This is a genomic window from Microbacterium sp. RU33B, assembly GCF_900155915.1.
Lineage (GTDB): Bacteria > Actinomycetota > Actinomycetes > Actinomycetales > Microbacteriaceae > Microbacterium.
In genome coordinates this window covers 533,445-550,217 of sequence record NZ_FTPO01000002.1, presented here as the reverse complement: position 1 = coordinate 550,217, position 16,773 = coordinate 533,445, and the positions used below count along the sequence as shown (strand labels likewise).

General features: G+C 70.5%; 19 protein-coding genes. 3 read left to right on the top strand and 16 right to left on the bottom strand.

Annotation, left to right across the window (positions count from 1 at the left end):
- Positions 1-2 precede the first annotated feature (2 nt).
- Positions 3-1,268: a serine hydrolase domain-containing protein gene (locus B0B14_RS12245; RefSeq protein WP_256714378.1), complete on the bottom strand. Its 1,266-nt coding sequence runs from the start codon at positions 1,266-1,268 to the stop codon at positions 3-5.
- 100 nt (positions 1,269-1,368) lie between these two features.
- Between B0B14_RS12245 and B0B14_RS12240 the strand changes: the two genes are divergently transcribed.
- On the top strand, positions 1,369-1,680 hold the full coding sequence (locus B0B14_RS12240; protein ID WP_076682180.1) for a DUF2470 domain-containing protein: 312 nt from the start codon (positions 1,369-1,371) through the stop codon (positions 1,678-1,680).
- A 76-nt stretch (positions 1,681-1,756) separates the two neighbouring features.
- Positions 1,757-2,410 (top strand): biliverdin-producing heme oxygenase, encoded by a 654-nt coding sequence (locus B0B14_RS12235; protein WP_076682178.1) that lies wholly within the window; start codon positions 1,757-1,759, stop codon positions 2,408-2,410.
- Between the two features lie 148 nt (positions 2,411-2,558).
- Here the strand turns inward: B0B14_RS12235 and B0B14_RS12230 are convergent, their stop codons facing one another.
- Positions 2,559-3,944 (bottom strand): ATP-dependent DNA helicase, encoded by a 1,386-nt coding sequence (locus tag B0B14_RS12230; RefSeq protein ID WP_076682176.1) that lies wholly within the window; start codon positions 3,942-3,944, stop codon positions 2,559-2,561.
- Between the two features lie 139 nt (positions 3,945-4,083).
- Between B0B14_RS12230 and B0B14_RS12225 the strand changes: the two genes are divergently transcribed.
- Positions 4,084-5,199: a hypothetical protein gene (locus B0B14_RS12225; RefSeq protein ID WP_372236638.1), complete on the top strand. Its 1,116-nt coding sequence runs from the start codon at positions 4,084-4,086 to the stop codon at positions 5,197-5,199.
- A gap of 10 nt (positions 5,200-5,209) precedes the next feature.
- Here the strand turns inward: B0B14_RS12225 and B0B14_RS12220 are convergent, their stop codons facing one another.
- From B0B14_RS12220 to B0B14_RS12155, 14 genes are all read right to left on the bottom strand, one after another.
- Positions 5,210-5,740 carry a DUF4395 domain-containing protein gene (locus B0B14_RS12220; protein ID WP_256714377.1) on the bottom strand — a complete coding sequence of 177 codons (531 nt, stop codon included), beginning with the start codon at positions 5,738-5,740 and terminating at the stop codon, positions 5,210-5,212.
- Between the two features lie 82 nt (positions 5,741-5,822).
- A complete protein-coding gene (locus B0B14_RS12215) occupies positions 5,823-7,799 on the bottom strand; it encodes a bifunctional copper resistance protein CopD/cytochrome c oxidase assembly protein (protein WP_076682172.1) in 1,977 nt (658 codons plus the stop codon).
- Between the two features lie 189 nt (positions 7,800-7,988).
- Positions 7,989-8,267, bottom strand: coding sequence for an HU family DNA-binding protein (locus tag B0B14_RS12210; protein WP_076682170.1), 279 nt, complete (start codon positions 8,265-8,267; stop codon positions 7,989-7,991).
- A gap of 297 nt (positions 8,268-8,564) precedes the next feature.
- Complete coding sequence (rpsN, locus tag B0B14_RS12205; protein WP_076682168.1) at positions 8,565-8,870, bottom strand: 30S ribosomal protein S14; 306 nt, start codon at positions 8,868-8,870, stop codon at positions 8,565-8,567.
- Between the two features lie 4 nt (positions 8,871-8,874).
- The gene (gene rpmG / locus B0B14_RS12200; protein WP_005051772.1) at positions 8,875-9,045 is read right to left on the bottom strand and encodes a 50S ribosomal protein L33; all 171 of its coding nucleotides are present in this window, start codon (positions 9,043-9,045) and stop codon (positions 8,875-8,877) included.
- Positions 9,045-9,281 carry a 50S ribosomal protein L28 gene (rpmB, locus tag B0B14_RS12195; protein ID WP_076682166.1) on the bottom strand — a complete coding sequence of 79 codons (237 nt, stop codon included), beginning with the start codon at positions 9,279-9,281 and terminating at the stop codon, positions 9,045-9,047. Before rpmB ends, rpmG begins: the two co-directional genes overlap by 1 nt.
- Before the next feature lie 140 nt (positions 9,282-9,421).
- The gene (locus B0B14_RS12190; protein WP_372236637.1) at positions 9,422-10,129 is read right to left on the bottom strand and encodes a DNA-3-methyladenine glycosylase; all 708 of its coding nucleotides are present in this window, start codon (positions 10,127-10,129) and stop codon (positions 9,422-9,424) included.
- A complete protein-coding gene (locus tag B0B14_RS12185) occupies positions 10,105-11,661 on the bottom strand; it encodes a hypothetical protein (RefSeq protein WP_256714376.1) in 1,557 nt (518 codons plus the stop codon). The genes B0B14_RS12190 and B0B14_RS12185 overlap by 25 nt, the downstream gene beginning before the upstream one ends.
- Positions 11,651-12,475: a TIGR03943 family putative permease subunit gene (locus B0B14_RS12180; protein ID WP_083710577.1), complete on the bottom strand. Its 825-nt coding sequence runs from the start codon at positions 12,473-12,475 to the stop codon at positions 11,651-11,653. The genes B0B14_RS12185 and B0B14_RS12180 overlap by 11 nt, the downstream gene beginning before the upstream one ends.
- Positions 12,468-13,502 (bottom strand): permease, encoded by a 1,035-nt coding sequence (locus B0B14_RS12175; RefSeq protein WP_076682164.1) that lies wholly within the window; start codon positions 13,500-13,502, stop codon positions 12,468-12,470. The genes B0B14_RS12180 and B0B14_RS12175 overlap by 8 nt, the downstream gene beginning before the upstream one ends.
- A complete protein-coding gene (locus B0B14_RS12170) occupies positions 13,489-13,941 on the bottom strand; it encodes a Fur family transcriptional regulator (protein ID WP_076682162.1) in 453 nt (150 codons plus the stop codon). Before B0B14_RS12170 ends, B0B14_RS12175 begins: the two co-directional genes overlap by 14 nt.
- 10 nt (positions 13,942-13,951) lie before the next feature.
- The gene (locus B0B14_RS12165) at positions 13,952-14,851 is read right to left on the bottom strand and encodes a metal ABC transporter permease (RefSeq protein ID WP_076682160.1); all 900 of its coding nucleotides are present in this window, start codon (positions 14,849-14,851) and stop codon (positions 13,952-13,954) included.
- Complete coding sequence (locus B0B14_RS12160) at positions 14,848-15,684, bottom strand: metal ABC transporter ATP-binding protein (RefSeq protein ID WP_076682158.1); 837 nt, start codon at positions 15,682-15,684, stop codon at positions 14,848-14,850. Before B0B14_RS12160 ends, B0B14_RS12165 begins: the two co-directional genes overlap by 4 nt.
- On the bottom strand, positions 15,681-16,685 hold the full coding sequence (locus tag B0B14_RS12155) for a metal ABC transporter solute-binding protein, Zn/Mn family (RefSeq protein ID WP_076682156.1): 1,005 nt from the start codon (positions 16,683-16,685) through the stop codon (positions 15,681-15,683). Before B0B14_RS12155 ends, B0B14_RS12160 begins: the two co-directional genes overlap by 4 nt.
- Between the last annotated feature and the right edge of the window lie 88 nt (positions 16,686-16,773).

The window sequence follows — 16,773 nt, the reverse complement described above, 5'->3', positions numbered from 1 at the left end:
GGTCATCCTTCGGCGGGAGCCGCCTCCGGCAGCGGGCAGACGGCGGCGGCCGCGGTCGAGTCGCGGTACTGCTGGGCGGTCCACGGGAGACCGGCTTCGGGCGCCGTCTCGCCGCTCGCGGCAGGGGCCTTGGAGGCGATCGCCGCCAGCTCCCACGCGAGGGCGAGGGCCGGGCCGGAGCCCATCGAGGAGTTGTTGAGCACGACGGCGACGGTGAGCCCGGTGGACGGATCGGCGAAGGATGCCGTCGCGTACCCCGGCACCGCGCCGGCCTGACCCACCAGCGATCCGGCCTGCAGCGCACCTCCGGCCGTCGTGTACCAGGACGGCGCATCCGTGTACGCCGGCAGGGGCTGCGCGTAGCGCTTGGTGTTCTCGGGCATGAGTGCCTGCGTCGCCAGCGCCTGGGCGTAGCGACCCAGGTCGTCGATGTCGGTCACGACGCCCGAGTCGGTGAACCCGAAGCTCGACGACATCGTCGTGGTCTCCAGCGGAGCCGTGCAGTTCATGACGCCCGCCGCGTCGCGCAGCCCGACATAGCCGCGGAGGACCCCGTCGACGGGATCGGCCGCGCTCTCGGGGAGATACGTGTTCTCGAGCGCGAGCGGCTCGAACACCTCGTCGGCGAGGATCTCGGAGGCCGTCTTCCCCGTCGCGCGCTCGAGCGCGAGCCCGAGGAGCACGTACCCGGCGTCGGAGTCGCGGTAGGCCTCGCCCGGTGCGCTCACGCGCGCGCGGCCGATGCCGTAGCTCGCCAGCTCGCGCGGGCTCCAGACGCGCTCGGGCACCGAGAGCCACGAGGAGAACAGGATGTCGCTGTAGCTGCCGATCCCCGACGTGCCGTCGCACAGCTGCTCGAGCGTGACGTCCTGGATGTCGGCGACGCCGGACACGTATTCACGGACGCTGTCGGAGAGCGACACCGTTCCCTTGTCGGCGAGGACGTAGAGGGCGTCGCACGTCATGGCGCGCGTCATGGCCGCCGCCCGGAACGGAGTCTCCTCGGTGACCGCATCGCCGCCGCCGATCGCCTGGGTGCCGACGCCGGTGACCCATTCCCCGCTCCACGGGGCCCACACTCCCACGACCGCTCCGGATGCCCCGACAGCCGCCATCGCCTGCGCGACGGCCGTGGAGAGCTCCTGAGCGGTGGCCTCCGGGAGCTGAGCCTCGGTCTGAGGCGGCACGTCTACGGCGACTTCGGGAACGTTCGTGCAGCCGGTGAGGACCAGCGCGAGAACGCCGAACAGCGCCGCCGCTGCGCGCACTCTGTGGGTCTTCGCCCGCATACTCACCCCCCGATGACCGTGCATTGAATTCAAACACACCGAACGCCCCGGCCACGGATCGGTTCGTAGGCTGTGGAGTATGACCCATCGATTCGACGAGGCCACGCTCGCGGGTGTGCTTCGCCACATGAACGACGATCACTCCGACGACAATCTTCTCATCTCGCGGGCGTTCTCCGTCGACGGCGAGCCCGTCGCCGCACGCATGACCGGATTCGACGGTGCGGGCGGCGAGTGGTCGGTCGAGCTCGCGGACGGCGGATCGACGACCGTGCGGGTCCCCTGGCCCGGCGGGCCCATCACGCAGCGTCCCGAGGTGCGCCGCGAGATCGTGGCGCTGTACGACGCCGCCTGCGCGCGGCTCGGGATCGAGCCGCGCCCGCACGCCTGACGGCATCCGGAGCGTCCTGAGCTTCCGTTCACCTGAAGGTATTTAGGTTTCGCTTACCTGAAGGTAGTATCGGCGCATGCCCGAGATCCTCCCGTTCTCCACTGCTCTCCGCGAGCGCTCGAGCTCCGCCCACTCCAACAGCGAGCACGCCGGCTTCATGGCCGATCTGATGAAGGGCGAGGGATCGCGCGACGACTACATCGCCCTCGTCGCCCAGCACTGGTTCATCTACGAGGCACTCGAGGCTGCTGCCGAGCGCATGCGCCACGATCCCGTGGCATCCGTCTTCATCAGCGACAAGCTCACGCGCCTGCCCGCCCTCGAGGCGGACCTCGAGTTCCTCCTCGGACCCGACTGGCGCGAGCTCATCACCCCGGTCCCCACGACGACCCGCTACGTCGACCGCATCACCGAGGTCGCCGCGACGTGGCCGGGCGGATTCGTCGCCCACCACTACACCCGCTACCTCGGCGACCTGTCGGGCGGGCAGTTCATCGGTCGCCTGATGGCGCGTCGCTTCGGATTCGAGACCAACGGCATCGGCTTCTACCTCTTCGGCGACATCGCCGACCCGAAGGCGTTCAAGGACGTCTACCGCGAGCAGCTCGACGCCGCGCCGTGGGATGCCGCCGAGCAGGAGCGCGTGATCGACGAGGTGCTGCTCGCCTACCGCTTCAACACCGAGCTCTTCGAGGACCTCGCCGCGGCCAAGGCCTCGCAGGTCGCCTGACCTCGAGGCGCGGCAGCCGGTACCGCAGGCAGGCGATCTGCCGACGACAGGCCGTTTTCGACCCCATCGGCCTGTTCCCGGCGGATCCCCTGGCTCCGACCGTCAGCCCGCTCGCCCGGACTCGCAGGTCGCCTGACGCCGGCGCCGCTCAGGAGGCGGCCGGAGCGCGCACGACACCGGCCATGAACCGCTGCACGTCGGGATCCACCCGGATATCGCTCGGGCGCAGCGGACGCGACAGGTACAGGCCGTCGAGGCTCGTGAGGCGGGAGAGCGCGACGTACGTCTGCCCGGGCGCGAACGCCCCCGAACCGAGATCGACCACCGCGCGCTCGTACGTCTTGCCCTGCGACTTGTGGATCGTGACGGCCCACGCCAGACGCAGCGGGAACTGCGTGAACTCGGCCACGACGTCGCGACTCAGCGTGCGGGTGCCGGCGTTGTACGAGTAGCGGAACCTCTCCCACACGGCCGGCTCGACGTCGAACTCCCGATGCTCGACCTCGACCTTGACGGTGGCCCCCGTGATGCGGGTGACCGTGCCGATCGTGCCGTTGACCCACCGAGGGGGCTCGCCGAAGGTCGAGACGTCGTTTCGGAGGAACATGACCTGCGCGCCGACCTTCAGCTGCAGCTCGACGTCGGCCGGGTAGGCCGCATCCCCCCGGCCGAAGTCGCCGCTGATCTCTGCGTTCGCGGTCTGCGTGCGGCCGGGGAGCGCATCGAGGTGTCGCCGGTTGATCGCGTTCACGATGTCGTTGCGCGTGGCGAGGGTGATGATCGGCGTCTCGCCGTCGACAGGATCGGGGGGCGTGCGGGCGCCGGTGTCGTTGAGGATCTGCGCGATGTCGGCCGTGACCCGCCCGTGCCGCACGGCGTTGAGCATGGCCTTGAAGGCCGGATCGGCCTGGCGGTGGATGTCGACGAGCTCGCGCACGTGCAGCGTCGCGCCGAACGAGCCCAGCTCCGCGAAGCCTTCGAGCGAGGGGGCATCCTTCAGCGCGCTCTGCGTGCCGGTCCACACGTGCGCGTCGAAGAACCAGAACGAGCGGTAGTGGTCGCGGATGTAATGCATCTCGTCGCCGCGTGGAGGAACCGGCGCCAGCTGATACGGATCGCCGAACATCACGATCTGCACGCCCCCGAACGGCTCGGCGCGGCGTCCGCGTGCCTGGCGGAGCGAGCGGTCGATGCCGTCCATCAGATCGGCGTTGACCATCGAGATCTCGTCGATCACGAGCGTGTCGATCGCGTTGAGGATCTTGCGGGTCGCGTCGGACTGCTCGAGCTCCTGATCGGCGATGAGGCCGATCGGCAGGCGGAACAGCGAGTGGATGGTCTGGCCCTCGACATTGAGCGCGGCCACGCCGGTGGGCGCGCACACCGCGATGGACTTCTCGGTGTTCCAGGCGAGATGCTTCAGCAGCGTGGACTTGCCGGTGCCCGCCCGCCCCGTGACGAACACGTGCTCCCGGGTGTCTTCGATGAGCCGGAAGAGCGCCTCCTGTTCGGCGGAGAGGGGCGGCGTGCTCACCGGTTCATGTTAGTCACCGGATGCCTCGGTCGCGGGCGTCGGCGCGGCGGTCCGTGCACTCCCCGCATCATCCACACCCGTCGTGTCTCCCGACGTCGTCGGGACGCGGCGGCACCGGACCGTTTCCTAGACTGAGGGGGTGGACCAAGGGGCGGTGGGCACCCGGGCGGGCGTCGCGACGCCTCCCGTCGCCGGGGCGACCCCGGATGCCGCGGTGCCGCGCCGCCCGCGGCGGCGGAGTCTGTGGTTCGACCTGACGGCCCTCGCCGTGGTCGCCGTGCTGTTCGCCGGCGCGGTCGTCGCGGCCTCGACCGTCGTCTACCGCGAGCTCTACAGCCCGACGGCGTTCGTGATGCGCTACCTCGATCTGCTGTCGGAGGGGCGTGCGGCCGACGCCCTCACGATCGCCGGCGTCACGGTCGACTCGGCGCAGCTCGAGGCCCGGGGGCTCCCCGTCACCGCCTCCGAGGCGCTGCTGCGCCGCGACGCCCTGGCTCCGCTCACCGCCGTGGAGGTGCTCTCGGAGGAGCCGACCGACGGCGGCGCGAAGGTCACGGTGTCGTACCGGGCGGGCAACATCGACGGCACGACGACGTTCGATGTGGAGCGGGCCGGCTCGATCGGATTCGTGCCGACCTGGCGCTTCGCGCGCAGCCCCCTGGCCGTGGTCGACCTGTCGGTGAAAGGCTCGATGTCGTTCGATGTCAACGGCTTCGCGATCGACAAGCGGCAGGTCTCCCCCGACGGCGTCGACGCCGACCCGCTGGCCTCCGTGCCGCTGCTCGTCTTCTCACCGGGCCTGTACTCGGTGTCGGTCGACACCGCGATCGCGGCGACGCCGGGCGTCGCCGTCCTGAGCGACAGTCCGCTGACCCGCACGCCCGTCACCGTGCAGGCGGAGGCCACGGAGAAGTTCCGCGCGGTCGTGCAGGAACGGGTGGATGAGTTCCTCACGGCGTGCGCGACGCAGCAGGTGCTCCAGCCCACCGGATGCCCGTTCGGCTTCTACGTGCGCGAGCGCATCGCATCCGAGCCGCTGTGGTCGATCGCGCAGCAACCCCAGGTGGTCGTCGAGCCCGACGGAGCGGGCTGGAGGATCCCCGCAGCCGAAGCGGTCGCTCGCATCGATGTCGACATCCGCTCGCTGTTCGACGGATCGGTGCGCAGCGTGAGCGAGGACGTGCCGTTCACGGTCACCGGCCAGATCACGATCCTGCCCGACGGCACCGCCTCGATCGTGGTCTCCGGACCGTAGCGACGGTGGCTCAGGATGCCGCAGGCAGCCCGCCGCTGGGTCGGATGACGCGCAGCCGCACGAGGCCCAGGTAGAGCTGGCACCCGAGGCACAGGCCGAACGCCGCGTTGAGGAACGCGGCCATGAACGCCGCCGCTCCGGCGATCGGCAGCGCCCACGGCACGCCGACGACGTGCAGCACGAGTCCGATCGTCACCACGACGAAGCCGACGACCTGCGCGAACCGCGGCGGACGCGGGTCTTCGAGCTCGACGGGCGGAGCCAGGCGCGGGCGCACCAGGGCCCGGAAGAGGGCGCCGAACGGCGCGGTGCGCGGTGACGTGAAGCCCCACACGAAGAGCAGGTCCACGACGAGCAGCACGAGGAATCCCGGGTCGAGCAGGCGTTCGCCCAGCGTCGCACCGGGCGTGACCGCCGAACCGAGCAGGGCGAGGAACGTGCCGATGAGCAGGAGCACGGCGGTGAGCGATGCCGCGAAGCGCGGACCGCGGGGGTCGATGCCGGCCGGTCGGCCGGGCGCGGGGTTTTCAGACGAGGACACGGCGGTCATCCTACGATCCGCAGGCGAGGATCCGCACGAAGGTCGTCACAATCCGTAGGACGCGGGCATTCCTGCGGCGTGCTCAGCGTGCGGCGCGCGCATCCTTCTCGGCGAGGGCCGCGAGCTGCGCGTTGTATTCGTTCAGCTCCGCGTCTCCCGTGCGGTCCGCGTGACGATCGCGGCGGCGCTGCTGTCGCTCGTCGCTGCGACTCCACTGGATCGCGACCGTGATCGCGAGGATGAGGGTCGGGAGCTCCCCGATCGACCACGCGACGCCGCCGCCGATGTACTGGTCCTCCAGCGGAGGAGCGCCCCACGTCCGCCCCATCGAGCCGAACCACTCCGCGACCATGAGCCCCGACTGCATCATGATCGCGATGCCGAAGAACGCGTGCATGGCCATGACGGCGATCAGGATCACGAGGCGGAACGCGTACGGCAGCCGGTATGGCACGGGATCGATGCCGATGAGCGACAGGACGAAGAGATAGCCGGTGATGAGGAAGTGGGCGACCATCCACTCGTGCCCGACGTGGTCGTACAGCGACCAGCGGAAGAGATCGGTGTAGTAGAAGATCCAGAGCGACCCGATGAACAGCGCCGCGGCCACGTACGGGTTCGTCACGACCTTCGAGAACGGGGAGTGCACGGCCCAGAGGATCCACTCGCGGCCGCCGCGCGTGCCGTCGTCGCGCTTGCGGATCGCGCGCGCGGCGAGCGTGACGGGGGCGCCCGAGACGAGCAGCAGCGGGATCGCCATGGTGAGCAGCATGTGGCCCATCATGTGCAGGCTGAACAGGTACTCCTGGTACACGTTGATCGGCCCGCCGGTGACCCAGAAGAGCAGCACGAGGCCTGCCACCCACAGGATGCTCCGGTACAGCGGCCAGGCGTCTCCGCGGCGACGGAGGCGCCACACGCCGGCGAGGTAGAAGAAGATCCCGAGACCCGCCGCGAACGCCCAGAGCAGGTCGATGTTCCACTCCGTCAGCCAGCGGTCGATCGTCAGCTCGGGGGGCAGGGCGGATCCGGTGAGGATCTCCGCCGGAGTCCGCCGCTCGGGCAGCGCGCTGGTGGTGGGGGGAGCCGTGCGTCCCAAGGCGGCGGCGACTCCGCTCGCGACGCCCATGAAGGCGACCTCGAGGGCGATGAGGCTCCAGAACCGACGGGATGCCGCATCCTCCCGCAGGCGTCCGATCAGGCGCCGGCGGTACCAGGCGCCGAGCACGCCCAGCGCGAGCAGCGCCGCGATCTTGACGAGGACGAGGATGCCGTAGGGCGAGCCGAGGGCGCTCCACGCCCCCACCCCGATCACCGCGCGCACCATGCCGGAGATCGCGACCACGATGAAGGCCACCAGGGCGATGCTGGAGTACCTCGACAGCGCCGTCGCGATGCCGTCGCGCGAGACCAGCGGACGGATGACGACCATCAGCAGGAGCCCGCCGAGCCACACGGCTGCGGCGATGACGTGCAGCACGATCGCCATGACGGCCGCGTTGTGATTGGCCTCCTCGCCGGAATGCCCCTGCGTCGCGACCGGGATGAGGGAGGCCGCGGCCAGGATCGCGACGAAGAACGTCGCCGTCCACGACCGCACGGCGAAGGTGAGCACTGTGAGGACCGCACCGGCCACCGTCGTGAGCAGCCACGTGCGGCCGCTGTCGAGTTCGACGAGCCAGCGACCCAGCTGGGCGCCGAACTCGGGGCCGAGGCCGATCTGCGCGTTGAACGCATCGAGGAACGTGAACAGTCCCGTGACGGCGGCCGCGACCGTGAACACCGCCGCGGAGACGGAGGCCGTGTCGAGCGCCGCGTCGAACTCGCGCTCTCCGGCCTTGAGGGCGAACAGGGCGGTGACCAGCGCGCCGACCGTTCCCGCCGCCGCCAGGTTGAACACGAGCGTCGTGACCGGAAGACCCCAGCGCACCACGGGTCCGGGGTCGGCGATCACGAGCGGCGCCGCTCCCCCGCCGTAGACGAGCCCCGCGATCAGGGCGACGAGCGCGACGACCACGAGGATCACCGGGCCGGCGGCCCGCAGGGTGCGCGGCTTCACTGTTCCAGCCTACGTGGGGCCGTGGTCACCGGAGCCCGCCGGCGACCGTCGAGAACCGTAGGAGAAATCGCGTTCGCCGCGCGCTCGGTGGGCTCGCGGCGGCGTTTCTCCTACGGTTCTCGACGCGAACGGCCGCAGACACGCAGAAGGGGGATGCCGCAGCGCGGCATCCCCCTTCATGAAGCGTCGTTACTTGACGGCGCTCTTGAGCTTCGAACCGGCGGTCACCTTGACGCGCTTGCCGGCCGGGATCTGGATCTCGGCGCCGGTCTGCGGGTTGCGACCCGTACGAGCGGACGTCTCGACCTGCTCGAACGAGATCCAGCCCGGGATCGAGACCTTGTCACCCTTGGCGACGGCCTCGGACACGGTGGCGAAGAGGGAGTCGAGCACGCTCGACACGGTGGACTGGCTCTGACCCGTCGCGCTCGCGATGCTGGCGACGAGTTCGGTCTTCGTGATGGCCATGTGTTTGTCCTCCAGGCGGCTGCGTGCCGCCTTCATTGCACGGACCGAGCGGCTGCTGCCCCCCGGCTGGTCGTATCGACCGTTGCCGACAGTACCTGAGATGCCCCGACATCCGCGTATTTCCGGGGGTTTTGGAGCTTCTGACCGGCGTGTCGGGTGACGAATGGGGCAAATGTGACGAATGTGACCCCGTTCGTCACGTCCGACGGCCCGCAGGGCACTGCCGCGGTCGCGGCATCCGGGCGAAGAAGAAGGCCCGCAGATCGGAGATCTGCGGGCCTTCGGGTGCTGTGGTGCTTACCAGGACGACTTGGTCACGCCGGGCAGCTCGCCACGGTGCGCCATGTCACGGAAGCGGACACGCGAGATGCCGAACTTCGTGAGGACACCGCGGGGGCGGCCGTCGATGACGTCGCGGCTGCGCACGCGCACCGGCGAAGCGTTCTTGGGAAGCTTCTGCAGGCCGATGCGGGCGGCTTCGCGCTGCTCGTCGGTGGAGTCCGGCGACACGAGCGCCTTCTTCAGCTCAAGGCGCTTGGCGGCGTAGCGATCGACGATCACCTGACGCTGCTCGTTGCGCGCGATCTTGCTCTTCTTGGCCATGGGATCAGCGCTCCTCTCGGAATTCGACGTGCTTGCGGATGACCGGGTCGTACTTCTTCAGCACGATGCGGTCGGGGTTGTTGCGGCGGTTCTTGCGCGTCACGTAGGTGTACCCCGTGCCGGCGGTGGAACGCAGCTTGATGATCGGACGGACGTCCTGAGCCTTCTTGGCCATCAGAGCTTCACACCCTTCGCCTGGAGGTCGCGGACGACGGACTCGATGCCACGGGCGTCGATGACCTTGATGCCCTTAGCCGACACGTTCAGCTTGATGTTGCGACCAAGCGAGGGAACGAAGTAGGTCTTCTTCTGCACGTTCGGGTCGAAGCGGCGCTTCGTCCGGCGGTGCGAGTGCGAGATGCTGTGACCGAAGCCGGGAATTGCTCCAGTCACCTGGCACACTGCTGCCATAGTGATGTCTCCTTAGTACCGTGAGGCCGGACGGCCCCACCCAAGATCCCTTGTCTGCACCCCACGACTCAGCGGACCGTTTCCGGTCGGAGAGGGAGTGGGATACGAACTGCGTGCAGGGAGTGCGCGCAGACGAAGAGTCAGTCTAGCACGGGGGATGCCGCGGCCTGCGCCCCGCGGCCCCATCGGAACGGCGACACCGTGGGGTCGCCCGGGATCGAGAAGCGCCAGGGGAACGCCGCCGTGCCCGCGATGCCCGCGACGCCGACCCGGGGCCCCGCGACGATCCCGTCGAGCGGAGTCTCCCTCAGCCACAGCCGGGCCACGGCACCCGCCTGCGGCTCTCCGGCGACGGCGTCGATGCCGTCGTGCACCGGATGCCGGAGCCCGACCGCGTCGCCGAGCCGGCCGGGACCCCGGGCGAGGTCTCGCGCGCTGCGCGCGGCCGGGCGCCGGCGGAACGCGGCATCCGCCCCCTCGATCACCTCGCCGGCGCGCAGCAGGATTCCACCCGCGACGCCGTCGGGACCGCAGACGACGTTGACGCACGAGTGGATGCCGTGGCTCAGGTACACGTAGAGGCGGCCGGGCTCGCCCCACATCGTGGCGTTGCGCGCCGTCGGCCCGCTGCGGGCGTGCGAGCCGGGATCCGCGACGTCGCCCGTGCCCCGGCCGTGATAGGCCTCGACCTCCGTCAGACGCACCGCCACGCGCTCCCCTTCGACCAGCGTCTCGAGCACGCCGCCGAGCAGACGCGGGGCGACCTCCACCGGAAGCCCGAGGAGGTCGTGCCGGCGCGCGAGGCGCAGCGCGGCATCCGGATTCACTGCGGAGGCACCCGGCACCACGAGATGGCGCCGCCGGCCATGACGACGACCTCGTCGCCGCCGTCGATCTCGACCACATGGGTCTGGAGCTTCTCGGGGAGCGGCAGATCGTAGAGATCGTAGGGATTCGACACGGCATCCGGAGCGACGAGCACGGCCGCGTAGCGACCGCTCGGCGACACGCACGTCTGCACGACGGCATCCGACGAGGTCACTTCCAGCACCGGGGACTCCTCGCCCTCATCGGTCACGAAGACGATCCGGGTCGCGATCGGAAGGCCGGCCGCCCCGACGTCGGAGAGCGTGCGGAGCGTGCCGCCGCCGGGGACGGGCAGGACGGCGCCGAGCAGCGTCTCGTCGGACACCGCGACCAGCGGCGCACTCGTGCCGTCGGTCAGGTCGACCACTTCGACCGCCTCGAGACGATCGACGATGGCCTCCGTCGCGGCGGCGCCGTCGATCGCGATCGCCGTGCCGAGCGCTGTCGAGGTCGATCCCGTGGCGTCGGTGAGCAGGAGGGAGCCTTCGAAGTTCAGCAGCAGGATGCTGTCGGTGTCGGGCACGAAGCGCCACTGGCCGACGCGAGGATCGGCGCCGGCGATGTCGACCATCTGCGGCTCGGCGTCCGGGTCGCCGAGCGACGTCGTGAACAGCACGCTCTCCAGGGCCCCCTCGGTGCCGGGGTTCAGGTCGGAGAACGTGTATCCGATGCGCTCCCCGCGGTCGGCCGCCTGCAGATTGGCGACGACGCCGGTGCCGGGGAGGGGCAGCGTGCGCTCACCGCCTCCGTCCAGATCGGTGGCGATCAGCTCGGCGGTGTCGTCGGTGCGCACCGAGACGATCAGGTGCCCGGCCGTCGTGCGGAAGTCCTCGATGTGCGGATGCTCGAACACCTTCACAGCGTTCTCGCCGGTGAGGTCGGTGCGGAAGATCGTGTCGGTTCCGCCGCCGCGCTGGAGCAGGTAGACCTCGGCCGGCGGCGTGCGGAACGTGTGCGTGAACTCCGCGGTCGGGCCGTCGCCGAGTCCCTCGACATCCGTGAAGCTCACCGTGTACTCGGTGTCGTCGCGCAGCGGGAGGCCGAAGCGCACGCCCACTGCGCGCCCCGACGTGTCGACGGCGAACGGCACGGCGGGCTCGATCGTGACCTGGCTCTCCTCGACCGGCTGCAGCGACTGCGACGTCGTCACGATGAGGCGGGATCCGGATGCCTGGGCCGCCGCCGCCGGGTCGACCTGCACCCCGGTGACGTGGGGCCCGCGTGCCGTGCCGATCGCCGCGCCGGCGAACCCGAGGACCGCGAGGACAGCCACGACGGCCACGAAGCTCGAGAAGAAGGCGCGTCCGCGGCGCCGGACCAGGGCGGTGCGCCGGGGCTCCGGGCCGGGCGCTTCGGCATCCGCACGGGGCGATCCGGCATCCGGATCGGGGGCTCCGGCATCCGGGCCGGTGGTCCCGGCATCCGGTCCCTGAGCCTGTCGAAGGGCTGCGTCGGCTTCGGCGGCCTCTCTCGCCTCGCGGCGCGTCAGGGGCCTGCCCGAGTCAGTACTCATACGGGTCCTGCGGCTCGTCGATCTGCTCGACGGTCGCCGCGTCGACCGTGAGGCGGCCGTCGGAGCTCGAACGCACCGTGCCCGTCACCGTCACCCACTGGCCGGTTGCGGGCGTGCCGCTCGACGCCGCCACGACGGGGAGGCTCGCGGGCTGGGCGTCGATGACGCAGTGCGTGATCACGAGGCGCGTCAGCCGGAAGTCGCCGTCGTCGCCGGTGGTCACGAACCCAGTCAGGGTGACGGGGTCGCCGTCGAAGGCATCCGGGTTCGTCGCCGTCGCGAACACCGTCGACCACTCCCCGACCCCGAACGACGACGTGTCACCCGTGGTCGCGAGCGACACGACGTCCGCTCCCCCGAACAGCGGCGGCGCGCCGACGTCGCGCGACATCGCCAGTTCGGCCGAGAGCGAGGCGGGCGGGAGCACGAGCGTCAGGAGCACCACGCCGGATGCCGCGACCCCGCCGACGAGCGTGGCCGCGACGGCGGCGGGGTGCCGCGTCGTGCCGACGCCCGAGCGCACCAGGGTGGCGGGATCGACATCGTCGGCCTCGGCGTGCGCTTCGGCATGGTCGTGGATGTCGGCGTCGCCGTGATCGTGCCCGTGGTCGGCCTCCGCACCGAGCGGCAGCGTGAACGACAGCACGGCGCCGACGAGCACCACCACCGACATCCCGACCGCGAACCAGGTGGACTCGGGGTTGATGTACAGCCCGATCCGGCCCGTGAGGGCCAGGCCGAGCGTGACGACGGCGAGGATCGAGGCGAGCCCCACGCCGAGCCACCGCGTGCCGATCGAGTCGAGGTTACGCAAGGAGGTTCACCACCGTTCCGATGGCGAAGGAGGCGAGCACGACGATGACCACGAGGCCCGCGAGCGTCCGCGTCGTGAAGGTCGTGCGCAGCAGCGCGAGCATCTTCACGTCGACGAGGGGCCCGACGAGGAGGAACGCGACGATCGACCCCGGCGTGAACGTCGAGGCGAACGACAGCGCGAAGAACGAGTCGACGTTCGAGCAGATCGACACGACCATCGCGAGCGCCATCATGGCGACGATCGACAGGGCGGGGTTCGATCCGATCGCCAGGAGCGCCTCCCGCGGCACGATGACCTGCACGGCACCGGCCAGGGCAGAGCCGATCACGAGCGCCGGCATCACGGCGCGCAGCTCGATCACGAGCTGCGCGATGCTCTGCTGCACCCGGTTTCCCGGTTCGTGCGTGACGAGCTCGCACGTCGCGCGGAAGCGATCGGTGAGGAGCGAGTCGGGGTCGGGGTGCCGGCTGTACAGCCAGCCGATGAGGTTCGCGATCGCGTACCCGCCGAGGAGGCGGGCGATCAGGATGCCGTCGCTGAAGCCGAACGCCGCGTGGGTCGTGATGATCACGATGGGGTTCACGATCGGCGCCGCGATGAGGAACGTCATCGTCTCGGCGACGCTGAACCGGCGCATGAGCAGGCCACGGGCGAAGGGCACGTTGCCGCACTCGCAGACGGGGATGAACATGCCCAGCAGCGAGAGCACCATGCGCCTGGCCCACGCACGACGCGGCATCCACCTCTCCAGCACCCCGGGCGGAATCCAGACCTGCACGACGATCGAGAGGATCACGCCCAGCGTCACGAACGGCAGCGACTCGATGAGCACGCTGATCGCGAGGGTCAGGGCGTCTTCGGCGCGTGTGGGGAGGGAGGCGGAGAACAGGGACGGGGCGAGGAAGTCGATCGCGACGAGGGCGCCGACGACGGCGAGGCCCAGCAGGATGCCGACGAGCGCCTTGGTGGCAGGCGCCGGCTCGAGCCGTGCCGTCCGTGGCGCCCGCGGATCAGCGCGCGTCACGCTCGCCCTCGTGCGCCGCGACGGGGGAGCCGTCGTCGGTGCGGGCGGCCGCAGCGGTGCACGACGCGCAGAGGCCGAAGATGTCGACGACGTGCTCGGCCTGCGTGAAGCCGTGCTGGGCGGCGGTCGCCTTCGCCCACTGCTCGACGTCGGTCGCGGCGATCTCGACCGCGAGGCCGCACGAGCGGCAGATGAGATGGTGGTGGTGTCCGCGCGTCGCGCAGGCGCGGTAGAGGCTCTCGCCGTCGGGGCTCTGCAGCGAATCCGCATCGCCCTGCGAGGCGAGCCCGGCGAGCGCCCGGTACACCGTGGCGAGCCCGATCCCGGTGTTCTCGTCGCGCAGCGTGGCGTGCAGCGACTGCGCGCTGACGAAGCCGCGCGCATCGGCGAGCGCTTCGCGCACGCGCTCGCGCTGCCACGTGTTGCGCTGGACGACCATGGCCGCGAGTCTACCCGCGGCTCATCTGCGGAGTCTGGGTGCCGGGCGAACGCCGTGCGCGCTCGACTCGTCCGCGCCGCGCGCCGATGACGCGGCACACGACGTAGATCGCGAACGAGATCGTCGTGATGTACGGGCTCACCGGAAGCGTGCCCATGACGGCGAGCAGGATGCCGCCCACGGCGGAGACGAAGCCGAACCCGGCGGCCAGGAGCGGTACGGCGAGCGGACCCGACGCGACGCGCATCGCGGCGGCCGCGGGCGTCACCAGGAGCGCCATGACCAGCAGCGCGCCGATGATGTGCACGCTGACGGCGACGATGAGTCCGAGCAGCAGCATGAACGCGAGCGACACGAGGGTCGTGGGCACACCGCGGGCCGCCGCCGACTGCGGGTCGAGCGAGTCGAAGCGGAGAGGACGCCAGATGTACAGCAGCGCCAGGAGGACGACGGCGCTGATCGCGATGAGCCAGCCGAGCTGCGCGTTGGGCACCGAGACGATCTGGCCCGTGAGCAGGCTGAAGCGGTTGGCGCTGCGGCCGCTGTAGAGCGACAGGAACAGGATGCCCAGGCCCAGCCCGAACGGCATCAGGACGCCGATGATCGAGTTGCGGTCGCGGGCCTTCGCCCCGAGGACGCCGATGATCGCCGCCGCGATGAGCGACCCGACGATGGAACCCGTCACGACGTCGACCCCGATGAGCAGGGCGGCCGCCGCTCCGGCGAACGAGAGCTCGCTGATGCCGTGCACGGCGAACGCCATGTCGCGCTGCAGCACGAACACGCCGATGAGGCCGCCGACGAGTCCGAGGACGGCACCCGCGACGACGGAGTTCGACACGAGGGCGAGGATGTCGCCGTAGTCGGCGAGTCCGCCGAACATCGCGTCCCAGAGGTCGGGCCAGTTCATGCGTGGGCCCCGTCTCCGTCGTGGTCGTGGTGGTCGTGCTCGTGATGGTGCGACGACTCCTCGACATCCGGCGCACCGACCACGACGAGGCGGCCGCCGGCGCGCAGCACGTAGACCGGAGCGCCGTACAGCGCCGAGAGCGTCTCGCTCGTCAGCACCTCGTCGGGTGTGCCGAGCGTGAACCGGCCGTTCGCGAGGTACAGGATGCGGTCGGTCAGCTCCAGCACGGGGTTGATGTCGTGCGTCACGAGCAGCACCGCCGCGCTCCGCTGCCGGCGGTGCCGGTCGATCAGGGCGATGACGTCCTGCTGGTTCGCGAGGTCGAGGCTCGTGAGCGGTTCGTCGCAGAGCAGGAGGAGAGGATCGTCGGCCAGGGCCTGTCCGGCGCGCAGACGCTGCTGCTCGCCACCCGAGAGCTCCCCCACCGGGCGGTCTGCGAAGGCGCTCGCGCCGACGGCGTCGAGCAGGCGGTCGATGCGGGCCCGATCTCCGCGCCGCGGGAAGGGCAGGCCGAAGCGGTGTCCGTCGACGCCGAGGGCGACGAGGTCGCGCCCCCGCAGTGCGCTGTCGCGCGCGAGCGGACGCGCCTGCGGGATGTAGCCGATGCGCCGGTTGCCCTTCGCGCGCACGGGTTCTCCGAGGGCGACGATGCTGCCTTCGCTGAGGTTCTCGAGCCCCAGGATCGCGCGCAGGAGGGTGGTCTTGCCGGATCCGCTGGGTCCGAGGACGGTGATCAGCTCGCCGGGCCGGACGGTGAGGTCGAGCCCGCTCCACAGCTCGCGGCCGTCGCGCCGCAGACCCGCGCCGCGGATCTCGAGAGGGCTCGCACTCACTCGGCGAGCGCCTCCTCGAGCTGGGCGATGTTGTCCGTCATCCACGAAAGGTAAGTCTGGCCCGAAGGAAGCGTCTCGGTGAACTCCAGAACGGGGATCGACGTGGACTTCGCGGCATCGATCACCTGGGTGGTCTCGGCTCCGCCGGTCTGGGCGTTCGCGATGACCACCCGGACGTCGCCCGACTCGAGCAGGTTCAGCGCCTCGAGGAGCGTGGCCGGCGGGACGTCCTGTCCCTCTTCGACGGCCTCGCTGAAGGCATCCGGAGTCACGTTCTCGAGCCCTGCGGCGATCACCAGGTAGACCGGAACGGGCTCGGTGACGAACACCTCGGCGCCGGCGTGTGCTGCCTCGATCGCGGCGAGCGAGTCCTCCAGCCCTGCGATGCCCGCGACGAACTCCGCGGCGTTCGCCTCGAAGGTGGCCGCGTCGTCGGGGCGCAGCGCCGACAGCTCCTCGGCGATCGCCTCGGCCACGTGCTCCATCGTGTGGGGGTCGTACCAGACGTGCTCGTTGAAGCCCTCGATGTGCGTGTGCTCGTGCTCGCCGTGCTCGTCGTCGGAGTGCTCCTCCTCGGTGTGCTCGTCCTCGGAGTGCTCGCCGTCTTCGCCGGGCCAGTCGTGGTTGAACTCGACCGCGGAGATCACCGGCGCGGTCGTGCCCGTGGACTCGATGAGGGTGTCGAGGAAGGAGTCGTATCCGCCGCCGTTGCCGATGATCAGCTCGGCCTTCGACACGAGCAGCTGGTCCTGCGCGCTGGCCTCGAACGAGTGCGGGTCCTGGGAGGCCGAGGTGATGATCGGCGTGACCGACACCAGGTCTCCGCCGATCTCCTCCGCCACCTGTCCGTAGACGTTGGTCGAGGTGACGACGGCGATCGCGTCGCCCGATCCGCCGGCGTCGGATGCACCGGGCGTGGCGGCGCCTCCGGCGCAGCCGGCCAGGGCCAGGGCGGAGACGGCGGACATCGCGAGGAGGACGGCGGTGCGGCGGGTGCTCATGAGTCGATGATAACGCTACTGAGAATCGTTATCAAAACCGCGATTGAGCTAGCAGACGCTCCGAGACCGGTCGCAGGCGATCTTCACC